This is a genomic window from Kurthia sp. 11kri321 (assembly GCF_001534765.1).
GTDB classification, from domain to species: domain Bacteria; phylum Bacillota; class Bacilli; order Bacillales_A; family Planococcaceae; genus Kurthia; species Kurthia gibsonii.
This window is the reverse complement of sequence record NZ_CP013217.1, coordinates 18,155-35,663: the sequence shown is the minus strand read 5'-3', so window position 1 is coordinate 35,663 and position 17,509 is coordinate 18,155. Positions and strand designations below refer to the sequence as shown.

The window sequence follows — 17,509 nt, the reverse complement described above, 5'->3', positions numbered from 1 at the left end:
TCCTTCCATAATGGATTAAGATATTTTTAATATTACCAACGGTAGTGAGCGAACGCTTTGTTTGCTTCTGCCATTTTGTGCATATCTTCGCGTTTTTTAACTGACGCACCAGTGTTGTTAGAAGCGTCTAAGATTTCGTTAGCAAGACGTTCTTCCATTGTTTTTTCGCCACGAAGACGAGAGTAGTTTACTAGGTAACGAAGACCAAGAGTTGTACGACGTTCTGGACGTACTTCTACTGGTACTTGGTAGTTAGCACCACCAACACGACGAGCGCGTACTTCAAGTACAGGCATTACGTTGTTAAGTGCAGCATCAAATACTTCTAGTGGATCTTGACCTGAGCGTTCTTTTACTAATTCGAAAGCTCCGTATAAGATTTTTTGAGAAGTACCTCTTTTACCATCTACCATCATTTTATTGATTAAACGAGTTACTAGTTTTGAATTATAAATTGGATCTGGTAACACGTCACGTTTGGAAACAGGACCTTTACGAGGCATGTGTTTTCCTCCTTTCAGCTATATAGCTCAATGTAAATTATTTTTTCTCTTTAGGTTTTTTAGCACCGTATAATGAACGTGATTGCATACGTCCTTGTACAGCAGCAGTATCAAGCGCACCACGTACGATGTGGTAACGAACACCAGGTAAATCCTTTACGCGTCCGCCACGGATAAGAACAACACTGTGCTCTTGTAAGTTGTGACCTTCACCAGGGATATAAGCGTTAACTTCGATTTGGTTAGTTAAACGCACACGAGCGTACTTACGTAACGCTGAGTTAGGTTTTTTAGGTGTCATTGTACCAACACGTGTACAAACACCACGTTTTTGTGGTGAGTTAACGTTTGTTAACGCTTTGTCAAAGCTGTTATAGCCTTTGTTTAGTGCTGGTGAGTTTGATTTCTTACTTTTGGATTGACGAGGCTTACGTACTAATTGGTTAATTGTAGGCATCGATTCTTCCTCCTCTCATTGATTGTGTTTTAAATCCACACATCCAGGTGGTTCATTTTAGGGTAAAAAACAAAGCTTTCGCATGATCAGTGCAAAAACTACCATCAATACTAATATCGCTTGCCACATGTTCAAATAATAAAATTCTCTACTAGCTTAGCTGCCAGTTCAAATGCAACGGGAACACCAATATATGTGCTACTAGTCGCACCGCATGCGTGGCCATTCGATCGTATACATTTAGAGGTTCATTATCCTCATACATGACCAACAAATATTAACTATTGTTCGTTTTAAACCAGACTGTTGATTTTTCCGTGAGAAAATTTTCATATCCTCCGAAATGATAGACAGACAACTATCAACCTAAAATATATTATCATTCTCGAAACAACGTGTCAACCCAAAATAAAAAATCGAGGGAGAAATCTCCCTCGATTTTCATCAGTTATTCAGCAGAAACTGCTTCTTCTGATTTTTGCTCGTCTTCACCAGCAATTTGGATTTGACGGTAGCGTTGCATACCTGTACCAGCAGGAATCAACTTACCAAGGATAACGTTCTCTTTAAGTCCTAATAACTCATCGCGTTTTCCTTTGATTGCAGCATCTGTAAGAACACGAGTTGTTTCTTGGAATGATGCAGCAGATAAGAATGATTCTGTTTCAAGTGATGCTTTTGTAATACCAAGAATCACTGGTGTACATGTAGCAGGTAGTTTACCTTCTTTAAGAACAGTTTTATTTGCATCATAGAATTGGTGAACATCTAGAAGTGAACCAGGTAATAAATCAGTATCACCAGCTTCGATTACGCGTACTTTGCGTAGCATTTGACGAACCATTACTTCAATGTGTTTATCGCCAATTTCTACCCCTTGCATACGGTAAACTTTTTGTACTTCTTTTAATAGATATTCTTCTACAGTTGAAACATCTGTTACTTTGATTAATTGTTTTGGATCAATTGAACCCTCTGTTAATACTTGACCATGAACAACTTCATCGTTTACTTGTACTTTTAAACGTGCATTGTATGGTGCTAAATATTTACGTGATTCAATTGGGCTTGTTACTGTAATTTCTTTTTGACCTTCACGAATTTCCTCAATATCAGAAACAACACCAGTGATTTCACTGATTACTGCTTGACCTTTTGGATTACGTGCTTCAAAAATCTCTTGGATACGAGGAAGACCTTGTGTGATATCGGCACCGGCAACCCCACCAGTATGGAATGTACGCATTGTTAACTGTGTACCTGGCTCACCGATTGATTGAGCTGCGATTGTACCAACCGCTTCACCCACTTCAACTTTATCTCCTGTAGCTAAGTTCATACCGTAACATTTTTTACATACGCCGTGACGTGTGTTACATGTAAATGCAGAACGAATTGTAACTTCTTCGATTCCAGCATCAATAATTACGCGAGCTAACTCTTGCGTAATTAATTCGTTACGCGCAACGATTACTTCTTCTGTTTCTGGGTGACGAATTGTTTTCTTCGCATAACGACCGATAATACGCTCGTCTAATGCTTCGATAATTTCAGAACCCTCTTTTAATGAAGTAATTGTTAAACCACGGTCAGTACCGCAATCATCTTCACGTACGATTACATCTTGCGCTACGTCAACTAGACGACGAGTAAGGTAACCTGAATCGGCTGTTTTAAGTGCTGTATCGGCAAGACCTTTACGCGCACCATGAGTCGAGATGAAGTACTCTAATACTGTTAAACCTTCACGGAATGATGATTTGATTGGTAACTCGATGATACGACCAGATGGGTTTGCCATCAGACCACGCATACCAGCTAACTGTGTAAAGTTAGATGCGTTACCACGGGCACCAGAGTCACTCATCATGAAGATTGGGTTTTCAGCTGGTAAAGATTTCATCAGACGTGCTTGAATTTCGTCTTTTGCAGCACCCCAGAATGAAATAACGCGATCATAACGCTCTTCTTCTGTGATTAAACCACGACGGAATTGTTTTTGTACTTTATCTACTTGTTCTTGCGCATGATGTAAAATTTCACCTTTGTCTGGTAATACGATGATATCTGAGATACCGATTGAAATACCAGCTTTAGTAGAATATTTGAAACCTAAGTCTTTCATACGGTCTAACATAACAGATGTTTCTGTAATATGATAACGTGCAAAGACTTCCGCAATAACATTACCTAAGAATTTCTTTGTAAATGGTTTTACTACGTCTGTATTTTCGAAGTATTCTTTTACATTTGTATTCGTTGGTAAGAAGAAGTGATCTGGTGTTTCTAATAAGTTATCATTTGATGGTTCATTAATGAACGGGAAGTTCTCATCAAGAATTTCGTTGAAAATAATTTTACCAACAGTTGTAACTAATAGTTTACCATTCTGTTCTTCTGTAAATGTTTTATTATTTAAAGATGATGCTTTAATTGCTACACGTGTATGCAGATGTACTTCAGTGTTTTGGTAAGCTACCATTACTTCTTCAGCATCTGTAAATACTGTACCTTCACCAGGTGCACCTTTACGTTCTAAAGTTAGGTAGTAGTTACCTAATACCATATCTTGAGAAGGCGTTACAACTGGCTTACCATCTTTAGGGTTCAAGATGTTTTGAGCAGCTAACATTAATAGACGAGCTTCTGCTTGCGCTTCTGCTGAAAGTGGTACATGGACCGCCATTTGGTCACCGTCGAAGTCAGCATTGTAAGCTGTACATACTAACGGATGAAGACGAATCGCTTTACCTTCAATTAATGTTGGTTCGAATGCTTGGATACCTAAACGGTGAAGCGTTGGCGCTCGGTTTAGTAATACTGGGTGCTCGCGAATGATTTCTTCTAAAACATCCCATACATCTTCATGCATACGTTCAATTTTACGTTTTGCAGATTTAATGTTGTGCGCTAAACCACGCTCAACTAATTCTTTCATTAGGAAAGGTTTGAATAGCTCGATTGCCATACCTTTTGGTAAACCACATTGGTACATTTTTAAAGATGGACCAACTACGATTACTGAACGACCAGAGTAGTCAACACGTTTACCAAGTAAGTTTTGACGGAAACGACCTTGTTTACCTTTTAACATATGTGAAAGTGATTTTAATGGACGGTTACCAGGACCTGTAACAGGACGGCCACGACGACCATTATCGATTAATGCATCTACCGCTTCTTGTAACATACGTTTTTCGTTTTGTACGATGATGCCAGGAGCACCAAGGTCTAATAAACGTTTTAAACGGTTGTTACGGTTGATTACACGACGATATAAATCGTTTAAATCTGAAGTCGCAAAACGACCACCATCAAGTTGTACCATTGGACGTAATTCTGGTGGAATTACAGGTAGTACATCTAAAATCATCCATTCAGGACGGTTACCTGAGTGACGGAACGATTCAACTACCTCAAGACGTTTAATCGCACGTGTACGGCGTTGACCTTGAGCAGTTTTTAATTCTTCTTTTAACATTTCTGTTTCTTTATCAAGATCGATTTCACGTAAAAGGTCTTTAATCGCTTCAGCACCCATTGATGCTTTGAATGTTGAACCGAACTTTTCACGATAAGCACGATACTCTTTTTCAGAAAGTAATTGTTTTTTCTCTAAAGGTGTATCAGCTGAATCGATTACTACGTAAGAAGCAAAGTAGATAACTTCTTCTAGTGCACGAGGTGACATGTCTAAAATTAGACCCATACGAGATGGAATACCTTTAAAGTACCAAATGTGTGATACAGATGCTGCTAATTCGATGTGACCCATACGTTCACGACGAACTTTAGCACGTGTTACTTCTACGCCACAACGGTCACAAACTACGCCTTTATAACGAACGCGTTTGTATTTACCACAATGACATTCCCAGTCCTTTGTAGGTCCGAAAATACGCTCACAGAATAAACCATCTTTTTCTGGTTTTAGTGTGCGGTAGTTGATTGTTTCAGGTTTTTTTACTTCTCCATAAGACCATGAGCGGATTTTATCTGGTGAAGCTAAACCGATTTTCATATACTCAAAATTATTAACGTCTATCAAGGAGCCTACCTCCCTTTATTCTGAAGTCTATTTGACTTATAAATTAGCTCGACGATTGATTTTTATAGATAAATTGGAATTAGGACAAGCCCAAAAAGAGCCTGTCCATCTTCCACAAAAATACTCGATTAATCTTCTTGTACAGTCGCTGATGCTTCTGCATTTTCATCATTTGGAAGAATGTTTAATGCGTTATTTGATGTGTTTTCTTCTTCATCATCTAAGTCGCGTAGTTCAATTTCTTCGTCATTGATGTTTAACATTTTCACATCTAAACCTAAAGATTGTAACTCTTTAATTAATACTTTGAATGATTCTGGAACGCCTGGTTCTGGAACCGGATCGCCTTTTACGATTGCTTCGTATGTTTTCACACGACCAACAACGTCATCTGATTTAACAGTTAAGATTTCTTGAAGTGTGTGCGCAGCACCATATGCTTCAAGAGCCCAAACTTCCATCTCACCAAAACGTTGTCCACCGAATTGCGCTTTACCACCAAGTGGTTGTTGCGTAACAAGTGAGTAAGGTCCTGTTGAACGTGCGTGAAGTTTATCGTCAACCATGTGCGCAAGTTTGATCATGTACATAACCCCAACTGATACGCGGTTGTCTAATGGTTCACCTGAGCGACCATCATAAAGAACTGTTTTACCATCACGGTTCATACCAGCTTCTTCCATCACTTTCCATACATCTTCATCTGACGCACCATCGAATACTGGTGTAGCCATGTGAACACCTAAGTAACGAGCAGCCATACCTAAATGAAGCTCTAATACTTGTCCGATATTCATACGAGATGGTACCCCAAGTGGGTTAAGCATGATATCGACTGGTGTACCGTCTGGTAAGAATGGCATATCTTCTTCTGGAAGGATACGCGAGATAACCCCTTTGTTACCATGTCGTCCGGCCATTTTGTCACCAACGCGAATTTTACGTTTTTGAACAATGTAAACACGAACTAATTGGTTAACACCTGGAGATAATTCGTCGCCATCTTCACGGTTGAAGACTTTAACATCAAGTACGATACCACCGGCACCATGTGGTACACGAAGTGATGTATCACGTACTTCACGTGCTTTTTCACCGAAGATTGCATGTAATAGACGTTCTTCAGCAGTTAATTCTGTTACACCTTTTGGCGTTACTTTACCTACTAAAATATCACCGTCATTTACTTCAGCACCGATACGAATAATACCACGTTCGTCAAGGTTACGAAGTGCTTCTTCTCCGACATTTGGAATGTCACGAGTGATTTCTTCAGGCCCTAGCTTTGTATCACGTGCTTCTGATTCATATTCTTCGATATGAACTGAAGTGTATACATCTTCTTTAACTAGGCGTTCATTCATGATGACAGCATCCTCATAGTTATAACCATTCCAAGTCATGAAGGCTACAACTACGTTACGACCTAATGCAAGTTCACCTTTTTCCATTGATGGACCGTCAGCAAGAATATCGCGTGGTTTTACGCGCTCGCCTACGCTCACAAGTGGACGTTGGTTATAACTTGTACCTTGGTTTGAACGAACGAATTTTTGTAGTTTATATTTAGTTAAATCTCCTTGAACCTCTTTACCGTCTACAACTTCAATACGGCGTACGTGGATTGAACGAGCTTCTACATGTTCTACAATACCAGCATATTTCGCTACTACTGCAGCACCAGAATCACGTGCATCTACGTGTTCCATACCAGTTCCAACGAATGGAGCTTCAGGGTTTAATAAAGGAACAGCTTGTCGTTGCATGTTGGCACCCATTAGAGCACGGTTTGAGTCATCGTTTTCTAAGAATGGGATACATGCTGTCGCAGCAGATACTACTTGTTTAGGAGATACGTCCATGTAGTCAATTGTTTCACGCTTGAAAACAGAGTTATCTCCACGGAAACGACCTACCACTTCACTCTCTACGAATGTACCATCTGGATTTAATGGTGAGTTCGCTTGAGCTACTACATAGTTATCTTCCTCATCTGCTGTTAAGTAATCGATATGCGCAGTTACAGCACCCGTTTCAGGATCGACACGACGATATGGCGTTTCGATGAAACCAAATGGATTAACTTTTGCATAAGAAGATAGTGAGTTGATTAAACCAATGTTCGGTCCCTCAGGAGTTTCAATCGGACACATACGGCCATAGTGAGAATAGTGAACGTCACGTACTTCAAAGCCAGCACGTTCACGTGTTAAACCACCAGGTCCTAATGCAGATAGACGACGTTTGTGCGTTAATTCTGCAAGTGGGTTTGTTTGGTCCATGAATTGAGATAATTGAGAACTACCAAAGAATTCTTTAATAGACGCAATTACTGGACGAATATTGATTAATTGTTGTGGCACGATTGATTCAGTATCATTGATTGACATACGTTCACGTACAACACGTTCCATACGAGATAAACCGATACGGAATTGGTTTTGCAGTAACTCACCTACAGAACGTAGACGACGGTTACCTAAGTGATCGATATCATCTGTATCACCGATACCATATAATAAATTAAAGAAATAAGATACTGAAGCAACAACATCTGCTGGTGTTAAGTGTTTTACTTCATCATCAACATATGCATTACTAATAACTTTAATTTCTTTTTGAGCTTCGTCATTCGGCGCGAAGATTTTTACTTCTTGTACTAATACGTCGCCTTCGATTACGCCACCCACTTTAGAAAGTGTTTTGAAACCAACACCATTCTCAAGGTTTGGAATAATTTTGTCTAGGACACGACGATCAATTAATGTGCCTTTTTCAACTAAAATTTCGCCTGTTTCTGGATCTACCAGTGTTTCAGCGATTGTTTGGTTGAATAAACGATTTTTAATGTGAAGCTTTTTGTTCATTTTATAACGACCTACAGCTGCTAAATCATAGCGTTTTGGGTCGAAGAAACGAGAATACAATAAGTTTTTCGCACTTTCTACTGTTGGTGGTTCACCAGGACGTAGACGCTCATAAATTTCTAGAAGCGCTTTTTCTGTGCTTTCTGTATTATCTTTTTCTAATGTATTACGCAAGTACTCGTTATCACCGATTAAATCGATGATTTCTTGGTCTGAAGCGAAACCTAATGCACGTAAAAGTACTGTTACTGGTAATTTACGTGTACGGTCGATACGAACATGTACTACATCTTTCGCATCTGTTTCATATTCAAGCCATGCACCACGGTTAGGAATCACTGTAGCTCCGAAACCTTTTTTACCGTTTTTATCAGTTTTATCGTGGTAGTATACACTTGGTGATCTTACTAATTGGGAAACGATAACGCGTTCTGCACCGTTAATAATGAAAGTACCTGTTTCAGTCATTAATGGGAAATCACCCATGAATACTTCTTGTTCTTTCACGTCTCCAGTTTCTTTGTTATGCAAACGTACTTTCACACGCAATGGCGCGGCAAAAGTTGCGTCGCGTTGTTTACATTCATCGACATCATATTTTGGTTCCCCAAGACTGTAATCGACAAACTCTAGTGATAAATTCCCTGTGAAGTCTTCAATCGGTGAAATATCGCGGAACATTTCACGTAATCCTTCTTCTAGGAACCACTCGTTAGATGCGGTTTGAATCTCAATAAGATTCGGAAGTTCCAGCACCTCTTTAATACGCGCGAAGCTTCTACGCTGGCGGTGTTGTCCGTACTGAACTAGTTGACCTGTCAACTCATTCACCCCTCATAAAGCGATAATAGGTCTTTCAAAATCTTTACACATCGTGTATGATTTGAAAGACAAAAAAGAAAACGAGTTCATATAATTTAGAGCTCATTCTCGTTTAACCAAACTTAAAAAATTGCTGACTTTTTACCTTGAACGATAAAAAGACATACCTATGCAATTTAAATATTTTTGCATTTTCTTATAATATCATAGCCAATTTGTCAAGTCAATCTTTTATTGTTGACAAATTATTTAACAGCTCTGATAATCCAATAACCTTTGACCTTATCAACAACTTCTACCAAACGGAACTTTTCAGCTAAATGATCCATCGTCGAAGGGGCTCCTTGCTTCTTTTGAATTACAATCCACAGCTCGCCTTCTTCTCTTAGCACATCATACGCTTGGTCGTAAAAACGAAAAATCGTTTTCTTTCCTGCGCGGATTGGCGGGTTTGTCAAAACAGCAGCGACTTGATCTGTTTTCACAGATGAAAGTGCGTCACTCTCATAAATCTGCACATTTTGTACTCCGTTATTTTCCGCATTTCTCTCAGCTAAACTTAATGCCCGATCATTCACGTCCATCATATGAACTGTGCGATCCGGATAACTTTTAGCAATCGACAACCCTATCGGCCCATAACCACAACCTACATCTAAAATATCTCCAGAAACACTCGGTAATTCAAAGCAGTCGATTAACACACGGGATCCAAAATCTACTTCGCTTTTACTAAACACGCCTGCGTCAGTTTCAAAAGAAAATGTAAAACCTCTTAATGTGAAATTCCACTTTCTTGGTTTGCTTTCTACATGCGGGTTTTTTGAATAATAATGTTCTGACATATTTCGCCCTCCTTCACATAAAATGAAGAAAAGCTCGTCAATAAGTATATTGACGAGCTTTTGTTAATCAATAGAAAATTAATTACTTAACTTCTACGTTTGCGCCAACTTCTTCAAGTTTAGCTTTGATTTCTTCAGCTTCTTCTTTAGATACGCCTTCTTTAAGAGCTTTAGGAGCGTTATCTACAACTTCTTTAGCTTCTTTAAGACCTAAACCAGTGATTTCACGAACCACTTTGATTACTTTAATTTTAGATTCACCAGCAGATGCTAATACAACATCAAATTCTGATTTTTCTTCAGCAGCACCAGCAGCGCCACCAGCAACAGCTACAGGAGCTGCAGCAGTTACACCGAATTCTTCTTCGATTGCTTTTACTAAGTCATTTAATTCTAAAACTGTCATCTCTTTGATTGCAGCTAAGATTTGTTCTTGGTTCATTATGAGTTCCTCCTATTTGGAATCTAATTTTTTATTTTTTTGTGCATATTACTATGCGATGAAGATCAACTTGCTATTAAGCGCCTTGTTCTTCTTTTTGGTCTGCAACAGCTTTTGTTGCAAGCGCGAAGTTGCGCATTGGTGCTTGTAGAACTGATAAAAGCATAGATAATAGACCTTCGCGTGATGGAAGTTCTGCAAGTGCTTTGATTTCTTCAGCAGAAGCCACAGCGCCTTCGATTAAACCAGCTTTAATTTCAAGTTGTTCGTTTTCTTTCGCGAAGTTGTTGATAATACGGGCTGGAGCGATTACATCTTCAGTTGAGAATGCAATAGCGTTAGGGCCTGTTAATGCAGAATTTAAATCAGCATGACCAACTTCTTCAGTAGCACGGCGAACTAAAGTATTTTTGTATACTTTGAATTCAACACCAGCTTCGCGTAATTGTTTACGTAATTCAGTTACTTGTGCAACTGTAAGACCACGGTAGTCAACTACTACTACTGACGCTGCGCTTTTGAATTTCTCAGCGATTTCTTGAACAACAGTTTGTTTCATTTCAACTGCTTTGCTCATGATTGGACACCTCCTATAAGAATGGGTCACTTATACCGACAAAAGAAAAGCCCCTCGTCAATAAAATAGAGAGGGGCGGAAATTCATCATCATTAAAGAGTCTGAGTTCCTTTGCCCTCGGTAGGATCATTAAGTAGTCAATTAAGCTACCCCTACTGTCTATGGTACAAATGGATAATTCACAACGTTGTCTATTTTAACAATAGAACAGTACATTGTCAATGTGAAATTATTTTGCTAAAGAAAGAGAGTCAATTTTGATTGATGGTCCCATTGTAGTTGTTACGTGAACAGATTTCATGTAAACACCTTTAGCAGTTGCAGGTTTAGCTTTTGTGATTACATCAACGATTGTTTGGATGTTTTCAGCTAATTTGTCAGCTTCGAATGAAACTTTACCTACTGGTGCGTGTACGATACCAGCTTTGTCAGCACGGTATTCAACTTTACCAGCTTTGATTTCGTTAACAGCTTTAGTTACGTCGAAAGTAACTGTACCTGTTTTAGGGTTTGGCATTAAACCTTTAGGTCCTAATACACGACCAAGTTTACCAACTTCACCCATCATGTCTGGAGTCGCAACGATTACGTCGAAATCGAACCAGCCACCTTGGATTTTTTGGATGTACTCAGCATCGCCTACGTAGTCAGCGCCAGCAGCTTCTGCTTCTTTGATTTTTTCACCTTTAGCGAATACTAAAACTTTTTGAGTTTTACCAGTACCGTTTGGTAGTACTACTGCACCACGGATTTGTTGGTCGTTTTTACGAGTATCGATGTTTAAGTTGAAAGCAACTTCTACAGTTGCATCAAAGTTTACAGCGCTTGTGCTTTTTGCTAACTCAGCAGCTTCTGCTACTGTGTATAGTTTATTTTTATCTACTAGCTTAGCAGCTTCTTGTAGTTTTTTACCTTTTTTAGCCATTATAATTTCCTCCTTGATTGTGGTTGTAGCGGAATAAACCTCCCACGAATAAAGGCTGCGAGTTTCAATCTTGTGAAACTGTCGCAACCTCCAAAAAACAAAACTTCTCTATCAAGTAATGGGATTAGTCTTCGATGACAATACCCATGCTACGTGCAGTACCTTCTACCATTAACATAGCAGCTTCTACAGAACCTGCGTTTAAGTCTGGCATTTTTGTTTCAGCGATTTCGCGAACTTTATCGCGTTTCACTGTAGCTACTTTAACACGGTTTGGTTCACCTGAACCTGATTTAATACCAGCTGCTACTTTAAGTAACACTGCTGCCGGCGGAGTTTTTGTAATGAATGTGAATGAACGATCCTCAAATACAGAAATCTCTACTGGAATGATTAAACCTGCTTGGTCTTGTGTACGAGCATTGAATTCTTTACAGAATCCCATGATGTTAACACCTGCTTGACCTAGTGCAGGACCTACTGGTGGAGCTGGATTTGCTTTACCAGCTTCAATTTGAAGTTTTACAACTTTTACAACTTTTTTAGCCACGAGACACACCTCCTTAAGTCCGTGATGTGGTCAAAGGGTTTCCCCTCCCACTCAATATCTGTCTGTCGGCTTATTCCGATAACATTAAAAATTACGGTAGTCATACATTACAGTCTGACCTTTGAAATGATAACACTTTTATGTTTTTGTGGCAAGTTCAAAAGTGATTAAACTTTTAAAACTTGTGCAAAATCTAGTTCCATAACCGTTTCACGGCCGAACATATCAACATTTACTTTAATTTTTTGTTTATCAGCATCAATTTCTTCAACCACACCTTGGAAGTGTGCGAAAGGTCCTTCTTTCACTTCTACTAAGTCGCCTACTGCGAAATCTAGTTCTACAGTTGGTGAGTTCGCTTCCATTTGCGCAAGGATGACTTCTACTTCTTCTGGTAATAATGGAGTTGGCTTAACACCGCCACCTGATGAACCGATAAATCCTGTTACACCTGGTGTATTACGTACTACATACCAAGCATCGTCTGTCATAATTAACTCGACAAGAACGTAACCTGGGAATGTTTTACGCATATATGTTTTTTTCTTACCATCTTTTACTTCTGTTTCTTGTTCTTCTGGGATGATTACGCGGAAAATTTTATCCGACATTCCCATTGTTTCGATACGTTTTTCGAGATTTAACTTTACTTTATTCTCGTAACCTGAATACGTATGAACAACATACCAATTCTTCTCCATAATTGTCTGGACGCGTGGTCCATTCCCTCCTTTTTTAAGGCAAATGAAAAAACCCGTACACATTACGGGCTCTTTCACAAATCATAACATTTTTCGTCTATAAATCCAAATACATACGGAATAATTTTGAGATTCCTAAGTCCACTAGCATAAAGAATACTGCCATAAAGATTAATGTAGAAATTACAACAAGTGTATATTTACTAAGCTCTTTACGTTTCGGCCAGCTTGTTTTTCGCATCTCAGATAGGACGTTTTTGAAAAACTGCTTTAACTTTGCCATCTAACCTAACCTCCGAATAAATCTTATATAAATGCTATCGTGTCTGCTTATGTAATGTGTGTTCATTACAAGTTGAGCAGAATTTTTTTAACTCCATGCGTTTTGAAAGATCTTTTGGGGCCGGTAAATGATAATTACGAGCGCCACATTTTTCACAACATAAAACGATTTTGTTTGCCATTGTCATCACCTTTTTAGGCATTGTTCTGTTAAAAGACTAACACTTTACAATCTTTTCTGTCAACTAGCTCATATATTCAAAATATGATGTTCTAACTTGCGCTTAATACGTTGTAAAGCATTATCAATCGACTTCACTTCTTTTTTCAGTGCTAATGACATCTCTTGATATGTACAATCATCTAAATAGAGAGCCAATACTTGTTTTTCAAACGCACTAAGCACATCTTTTATTTGCGATTCCATGTAATGGACTCGTTCTTTACTCACCATCACTTCTTGCGGATCATCTTGTTCATTCGTCGACAAAATATCTAACAATGTATTCACTTGTTCATCATCATTAATCGGCTTATCAAGCGAAACAGAAGAATTCAAAGGAATATGTTTTTGACGCGTCGCTGTTTTGATTGCTGTGATAATTTGACGTGTGATACATAGTTCCGCAAAAACTTTAAATGTTACTTGCTTATCTTCGTTAAAATCTCGAATCCCTTTATATAGACCAATCATGCCTTCTTGCACAATATCTTCTCGGTCAGCTCCTATTAAAAAATAAGACCCTGCTTTATGTCGAACAATGTTTTTATACTTTGTAATCAAAAAATCTAGCGCATCACTATCGCCCTCACGAGAACGAACGACTAACTGCTCATCTGTAAGGGTTTTAAACCGTTGTTGCTTTTCTTGTAATTGATCAGTTATCAAAGTATCACCCCAATTTATGCTCCCTGCATAGTTAGACCTAGTATAACGTAACTAACAATATTTATCCATATACCTAAAATTTTCCTCTACGCATTTTTTCAAGCGCTTCATGTACTTCTTCTGACATATTTAGTGGACGCACAGGTTTTTCTTTAAGCGTTTGTCGTACTTTTTCTTCAATACCTTTTTGAGCAGTTTGAACATCGATTTCAAATTCACGCGCTGATTTTCTTAGTGCACCATTACCAAAAATGACATTTTGTTCAGCCATATCATTTGTGGCTACATAAACTTTTGTTCGACGTGACATTAACTCATTCGATAATTTTTCAATACGAGCATCTGCTGTTTCTTTTGATTTTGTAAAAATAACTTCGACTTCGTGTTTTTTCAGTTTGGTCGCATTCCCTGGGACAAGGTATGCATCGAAAACGACGATTACTTTCATGCCTGAATACGCTTGGTAATCTGCCATCATTTCAATTAAACGATCACGTGCTTCAATTAGTCCATGCTTTTTTAATTCTTGTAGCTCTTTCCAAGCTCCGATGATGTTATACCCATCTACCAACATAATATCCATAGGCAATCACTTATAATTCGTGACGCTTACGGTACACTTCATACATCAATAATGATGCAGCTACCGAGGCGTTTAATGACGTAACATGTCCAACCATTGGTAAATTGTAAAGGAAGTCACACTTCTCTTTTAATACTCGACTCATTCCTTTGCCCTCACTACCGATAATGATGGCAAGAGGTAATGTTGCATCCATGCGACGATAATCTTCAGAACCTTTTGCATCTGTCCCAGCAATCCATACACCACGCTCTTTTAATTCATCAACGATTTGCGATAAATTACCGACACGTACTGTTGGAATGTACTCAATTGCACCAGTTGAAGCTTTTGCTACCACTGCTGTTAAAGCAACTGAGCGACGTTTTGGAATGATGATGCCATGTGCACCAACAGCATCTGCTGTACGCATAATTGAACCTAAATTATGCGGGTCTTCTAATTCATCTAAAATTAAAATAAATGGATCTTCACCACGTTCTTCAGCAATCGCAAAAATATCATTTAATTCCGCATAATTATATGCAGCTACTGATGCAACAACACCTTGATGGTTTTCAGAAGTTAGACCGTCGACTTTTTGTTTTGGTACAAATTGTACAACAATTCCACGTTCTTTTGCCAATTCAAGCAGTTCTGCAATCCCTGCTTTTTTTACACCTTCTGCTACCCAAATTTTATTAATATCGCGTGTCGCGCGCAATGCTTCTAATACAGGGTTTTTACCTGCAATCATTTCTTTATCTTTTTGTTCTACCTCGACAACTTCTACGATTTCTTTTGGCTCTTCGTATGGTCTTCTTGTATGTTTTTTAGGTTTGCGACCATCGCGTGTAATTTTATTACCGCGACGATCACGTTCCTCTCGTTTACCTCGTCTGTTATCCATATTGATAACCTCCTATTTCTCAGCTTCCACTGTTTCAATCGTATAGGAAATTATTTCCGCTATACGTTCTTCTTGTCCTAATAAATATAAATAACCTAAAACAGCTTCAAATGCTGAACTGTAATGATATGTTTGTACGTCTGTATTCTTCGGTACAGAACCTGATTTTGCGTTGCGTCCTCTTCTTAATACGCCCGCTTCATCTTCCTTAAAGAACTCTTCTTCAATCATTTTTCGTACAACTTTTGCTTGTGCTTTCGCAGAAACATAGCGCGTTGCTTCACGATGTAAAATATTCGGCTTCACTTTACCATTACGCAATAAATGTTCACGTACTGCAATTTCTAAAACAGAATCTCCCATATAAGCAAGCGCTAAAGCATTCAATTGTTTTACATCAATATCTCGTAATTGTCCCAATTGATTAGCCTCGTTTCCAACGTACACCTTGACGTGTATCTTCTAAAATAATGTTTTGTTCTTTTAAAATATCACGAATTTCATCTGCGCGCGCAAAGTTTCGGTCTTTACGAGCTTGTTGGCGTTCTTCGATTAACGCATCAATGTCTGCATCTAATAATTCCTCTGCTTGCGCTAATTGAATACCTAATACACCTGTTAATTCTTCTAGTGCTGTTTTATACGCTTCTAAAACTTCTGTGTTTGTATTTTTAGCTGTTAAATATTTATTTGCAGCAGTTGAAATAGTGAATATTGCTGAAATAGCATTTGCTGTATTGAAATCGTCATCCATTGATTCAACAAAATAAGCTTTTGCATCTTCAATAATTTGTAATTCAGCTTCGTCTACCTCAACTAAATTCGTTGCTGCTTTTAAACGATGTTGTAAGTTTTGATGCGTTGTACGAAGGCGATCCAAACCATTCGCTGCTGCTTCCACCAAGTCTTGCGCAAAGTTAATTGGGTTACGGTAATGTACAGATAGAATAAAGAATCGTAACACTTGTGGGTCAATTTGTTGAATGATGTCATGTACTAAAATAAAGTTACCTAGTGATTTTGACATTTTTTCGTTATCAATATTGATATACCCGTTATGCATCCAATAATTTGAGAATTTTTTATCTGTATAAGCTTCTGATTGTGCAATCTCGTTTTCATGATGAGGGAATTTCAAATCTTGTCCACCAGCGTGAATATCGATTGTATCACCAAAATGATTGTGAACCATAACAGAACATTCGATATGCCAACCTGGACGACCTTCGCCCCAAGGACTCTTCCATGAGATCTCACCTGGTTTTGCAGCTTTCCATAATGCAAAATCTAAGTCATCTTCTTTTTTTGTTCCTGCTTCAATACGCGCGCCTACTTTTAAATCATCTACAGATTGATGTGATAATTGTCCGTAATTTTTAAATTTACGTGTACGGTAATACACATCACCTTGTGATTCATACGCATATCCTTTTTGTACTAATACATCAATGAACTCAATAATTTCATCCATATGTTCTGTTACACGTGGATGGGCATCTGCTTTTTGCGCTCCTAGTGCTGTAATATCTTCAAAATATGCTGCAATGAAACGCTCTGTTAATTCAGATACGTCTTCACCTAATTCATTTGCTGCTTTGATGATTTTGTCGTCTACATCTGTGAAGTTTGAAACGTAATCTACTTCATAACCACGGTATGTTAAATAGCGACGAACTGTATCATAAACGATTACGGGACGTGCATTTCCGATATGAATGTAGTTGTAAACAGTTGGTCCACATACATACATGCGCACCTTTCCTTCTTCGATTGGTTTAAATTCTTCTTTTTCGCGTGTTAATGTATTAAAAATTTGAATAGCCAAATGAAACACTCCTTTAGATATTAAGTTTAATAAAAAAACCTCCATCTATCGTAAAGATAGACAGAGGCGAGAAAGTACGCGGTTCCACTCTGATTGAATAGGACTAATCAGCCTCTATTCCACTCAAGGTCGATAACGGTGACAAACCGATTTGACCTACTCCATTAAAAACATGGTTCAATCAAATACTCAGAGGTGCATTTCTGCTTTACAGAGGCTCAGACCACTTTCAGCCGATGATGGTCCTCTCTTTTTCGAGCTTGCGTCACGTACTTCTCCTCTTCAACGCTTTATGTTGTATAAG

General features: G+C 38.5%; 17 protein-coding genes and 2 other annotated features. All 17 genes read right to left on the bottom strand.

The genetic code is table 11. The features are described 5' to 3' along the window. Positions 1-32: 32 nt before the first annotated feature. A complete protein-coding gene (gene rpsG, locus ASO14_RS00165; protein ID WP_066790941.1) occupies positions 33-503 on the bottom strand; it encodes a 30S ribosomal protein S7 in 471 nt (156 codons plus the stop codon). A 37-nt stretch (positions 504-540) separates the two neighbouring features. Next, positions 541-960, bottom strand: coding sequence for a 30S ribosomal protein S12 (gene rpsL / locus ASO14_RS00160; protein WP_068450113.1), 420 nt, complete (start codon positions 958-960; stop codon positions 541-543). Between the two features lie 448 nt (positions 961-1,408). Then, positions 1,409-5,008 carry a DNA-directed RNA polymerase subunit beta' gene (rpoC, locus tag ASO14_RS00155; RefSeq protein WP_068450111.1) on the bottom strand — a complete coding sequence of 1,200 codons (3,600 nt, stop codon included), beginning with the start codon at positions 5,006-5,008 and terminating at the stop codon, positions 1,409-1,411. A 128-nt stretch (positions 5,009-5,136) separates the two neighbouring features. Then, a complete protein-coding gene (rpoB, locus tag ASO14_RS00150) occupies positions 5,137-8,697 on the bottom strand; it encodes a DNA-directed RNA polymerase subunit beta (protein ID WP_068450108.1) in 3,561 nt (1,186 codons plus the stop codon). Positions 8,698-8,942: 245 nt separating this feature from the next. Beyond that, a complete protein-coding gene (locus tag ASO14_RS00145) occupies positions 8,943-9,542 on the bottom strand; it encodes a class I SAM-dependent methyltransferase (protein ID WP_068450106.1) in 600 nt (199 codons plus the stop codon). A gap of 82 nt (positions 9,543-9,624) precedes the next feature. Further along, positions 9,625-9,984 carry a 50S ribosomal protein L7/L12 gene (rplL, locus tag ASO14_RS00140; RefSeq protein WP_068450104.1) on the bottom strand — a complete coding sequence of 120 codons (360 nt, stop codon included), beginning with the start codon at positions 9,982-9,984 and terminating at the stop codon, positions 9,625-9,627. A gap of 76 nt (positions 9,985-10,060) precedes the next feature. Continuing rightward, the gene (gene rplJ / locus ASO14_RS00135) at positions 10,061-10,561 is read right to left on the bottom strand and encodes a 50S ribosomal protein L10 (RefSeq protein WP_068450102.1); all 501 of its coding nucleotides are present in this window, start codon (positions 10,559-10,561) and stop codon (positions 10,061-10,063) included. Positions 10,562-10,595: 34 nt separating this feature from the next. After that, positions 10,596-10,744 (bottom strand) — a sequence feature (ribosomal protein L10 leader region). A 46-nt stretch (positions 10,745-10,790) separates the two neighbouring features. Beyond that, on the bottom strand, positions 10,791-11,486 hold the full coding sequence (rplA, locus tag ASO14_RS00130; RefSeq protein WP_068450100.1) for a 50S ribosomal protein L1: 696 nt from the start codon (positions 11,484-11,486) through the stop codon (positions 10,791-10,793). A gap of 124 nt (positions 11,487-11,610) precedes the next feature. After that, a complete protein-coding gene (rplK, locus tag ASO14_RS00125) occupies positions 11,611-12,036 on the bottom strand; it encodes a 50S ribosomal protein L11 (protein ID WP_068450098.1) in 426 nt (141 codons plus the stop codon). 167 nt (positions 12,037-12,203) lie between these two features. Then, positions 12,204-12,737, bottom strand: a complete 534-nt coding sequence (nusG, locus tag ASO14_RS00120; protein WP_068450096.1) for a transcription termination/antitermination protein NusG — start codon at positions 12,735-12,737, stop codon at positions 12,204-12,206. Positions 12,738-12,834: 97 nt separating this feature from the next. Next, complete coding sequence (gene secE / locus ASO14_RS00115) at positions 12,835-13,020, bottom strand: preprotein translocase subunit SecE (protein WP_068450094.1); 186 nt, start codon at positions 13,018-13,020, stop codon at positions 12,835-12,837. A gap of 34 nt (positions 13,021-13,054) precedes the next feature. Beyond that, the gene (gene rpmG, locus ASO14_RS14810; RefSeq protein ID WP_231726967.1) at positions 13,055-13,201 is read right to left on the bottom strand and encodes a 50S ribosomal protein L33; all 147 of its coding nucleotides are present in this window, start codon (positions 13,199-13,201) and stop codon (positions 13,055-13,057) included. Between the two features lie 68 nt (positions 13,202-13,269). After that, positions 13,270-13,908, bottom strand: coding sequence for an RNA polymerase sporulation sigma factor SigH (gene sigH / locus ASO14_RS00110; protein WP_373863103.1), 639 nt, complete (start codon positions 13,906-13,908; stop codon positions 13,270-13,272). Positions 13,909-13,981: 73 nt separating this feature from the next. Further along, positions 13,982-14,491 (bottom strand): NYN domain-containing protein, encoded by a 510-nt coding sequence (locus ASO14_RS00105; protein ID WP_068450092.1) that lies wholly within the window; start codon positions 14,489-14,491, stop codon positions 13,982-13,984. 10 nt (positions 14,492-14,501) lie between these two features. After that, on the bottom strand, positions 14,502-15,227 hold the full coding sequence (gene rlmB / locus ASO14_RS00100; RefSeq protein WP_231727016.1) for a 23S rRNA (guanosine(2251)-2'-O)-methyltransferase RlmB: 726 nt from the start codon (positions 15,225-15,227) through the stop codon (positions 14,502-14,504). Between the two features lie 165 nt (positions 15,228-15,392). Beyond that, positions 15,393-15,800 (bottom strand): Mini-ribonuclease 3, encoded by a 408-nt coding sequence (locus tag ASO14_RS00095; protein ID WP_269465198.1) that lies wholly within the window; start codon positions 15,798-15,800, stop codon positions 15,393-15,395. A gap of 4 nt (positions 15,801-15,804) precedes the next feature. Beyond that, complete coding sequence (cysS, locus tag ASO14_RS00090; protein WP_068450088.1) at positions 15,805-17,205, bottom strand: cysteine--tRNA ligase; 1,401 nt, start codon at positions 17,203-17,205, stop codon at positions 15,805-15,807. Positions 17,206-17,264: 59 nt separating this feature from the next. Beyond that, positions 17,265-17,500, bottom strand: a binding site (T-box leader). Between the last annotated feature and the right edge of the window lie 9 nt (positions 17,501-17,509).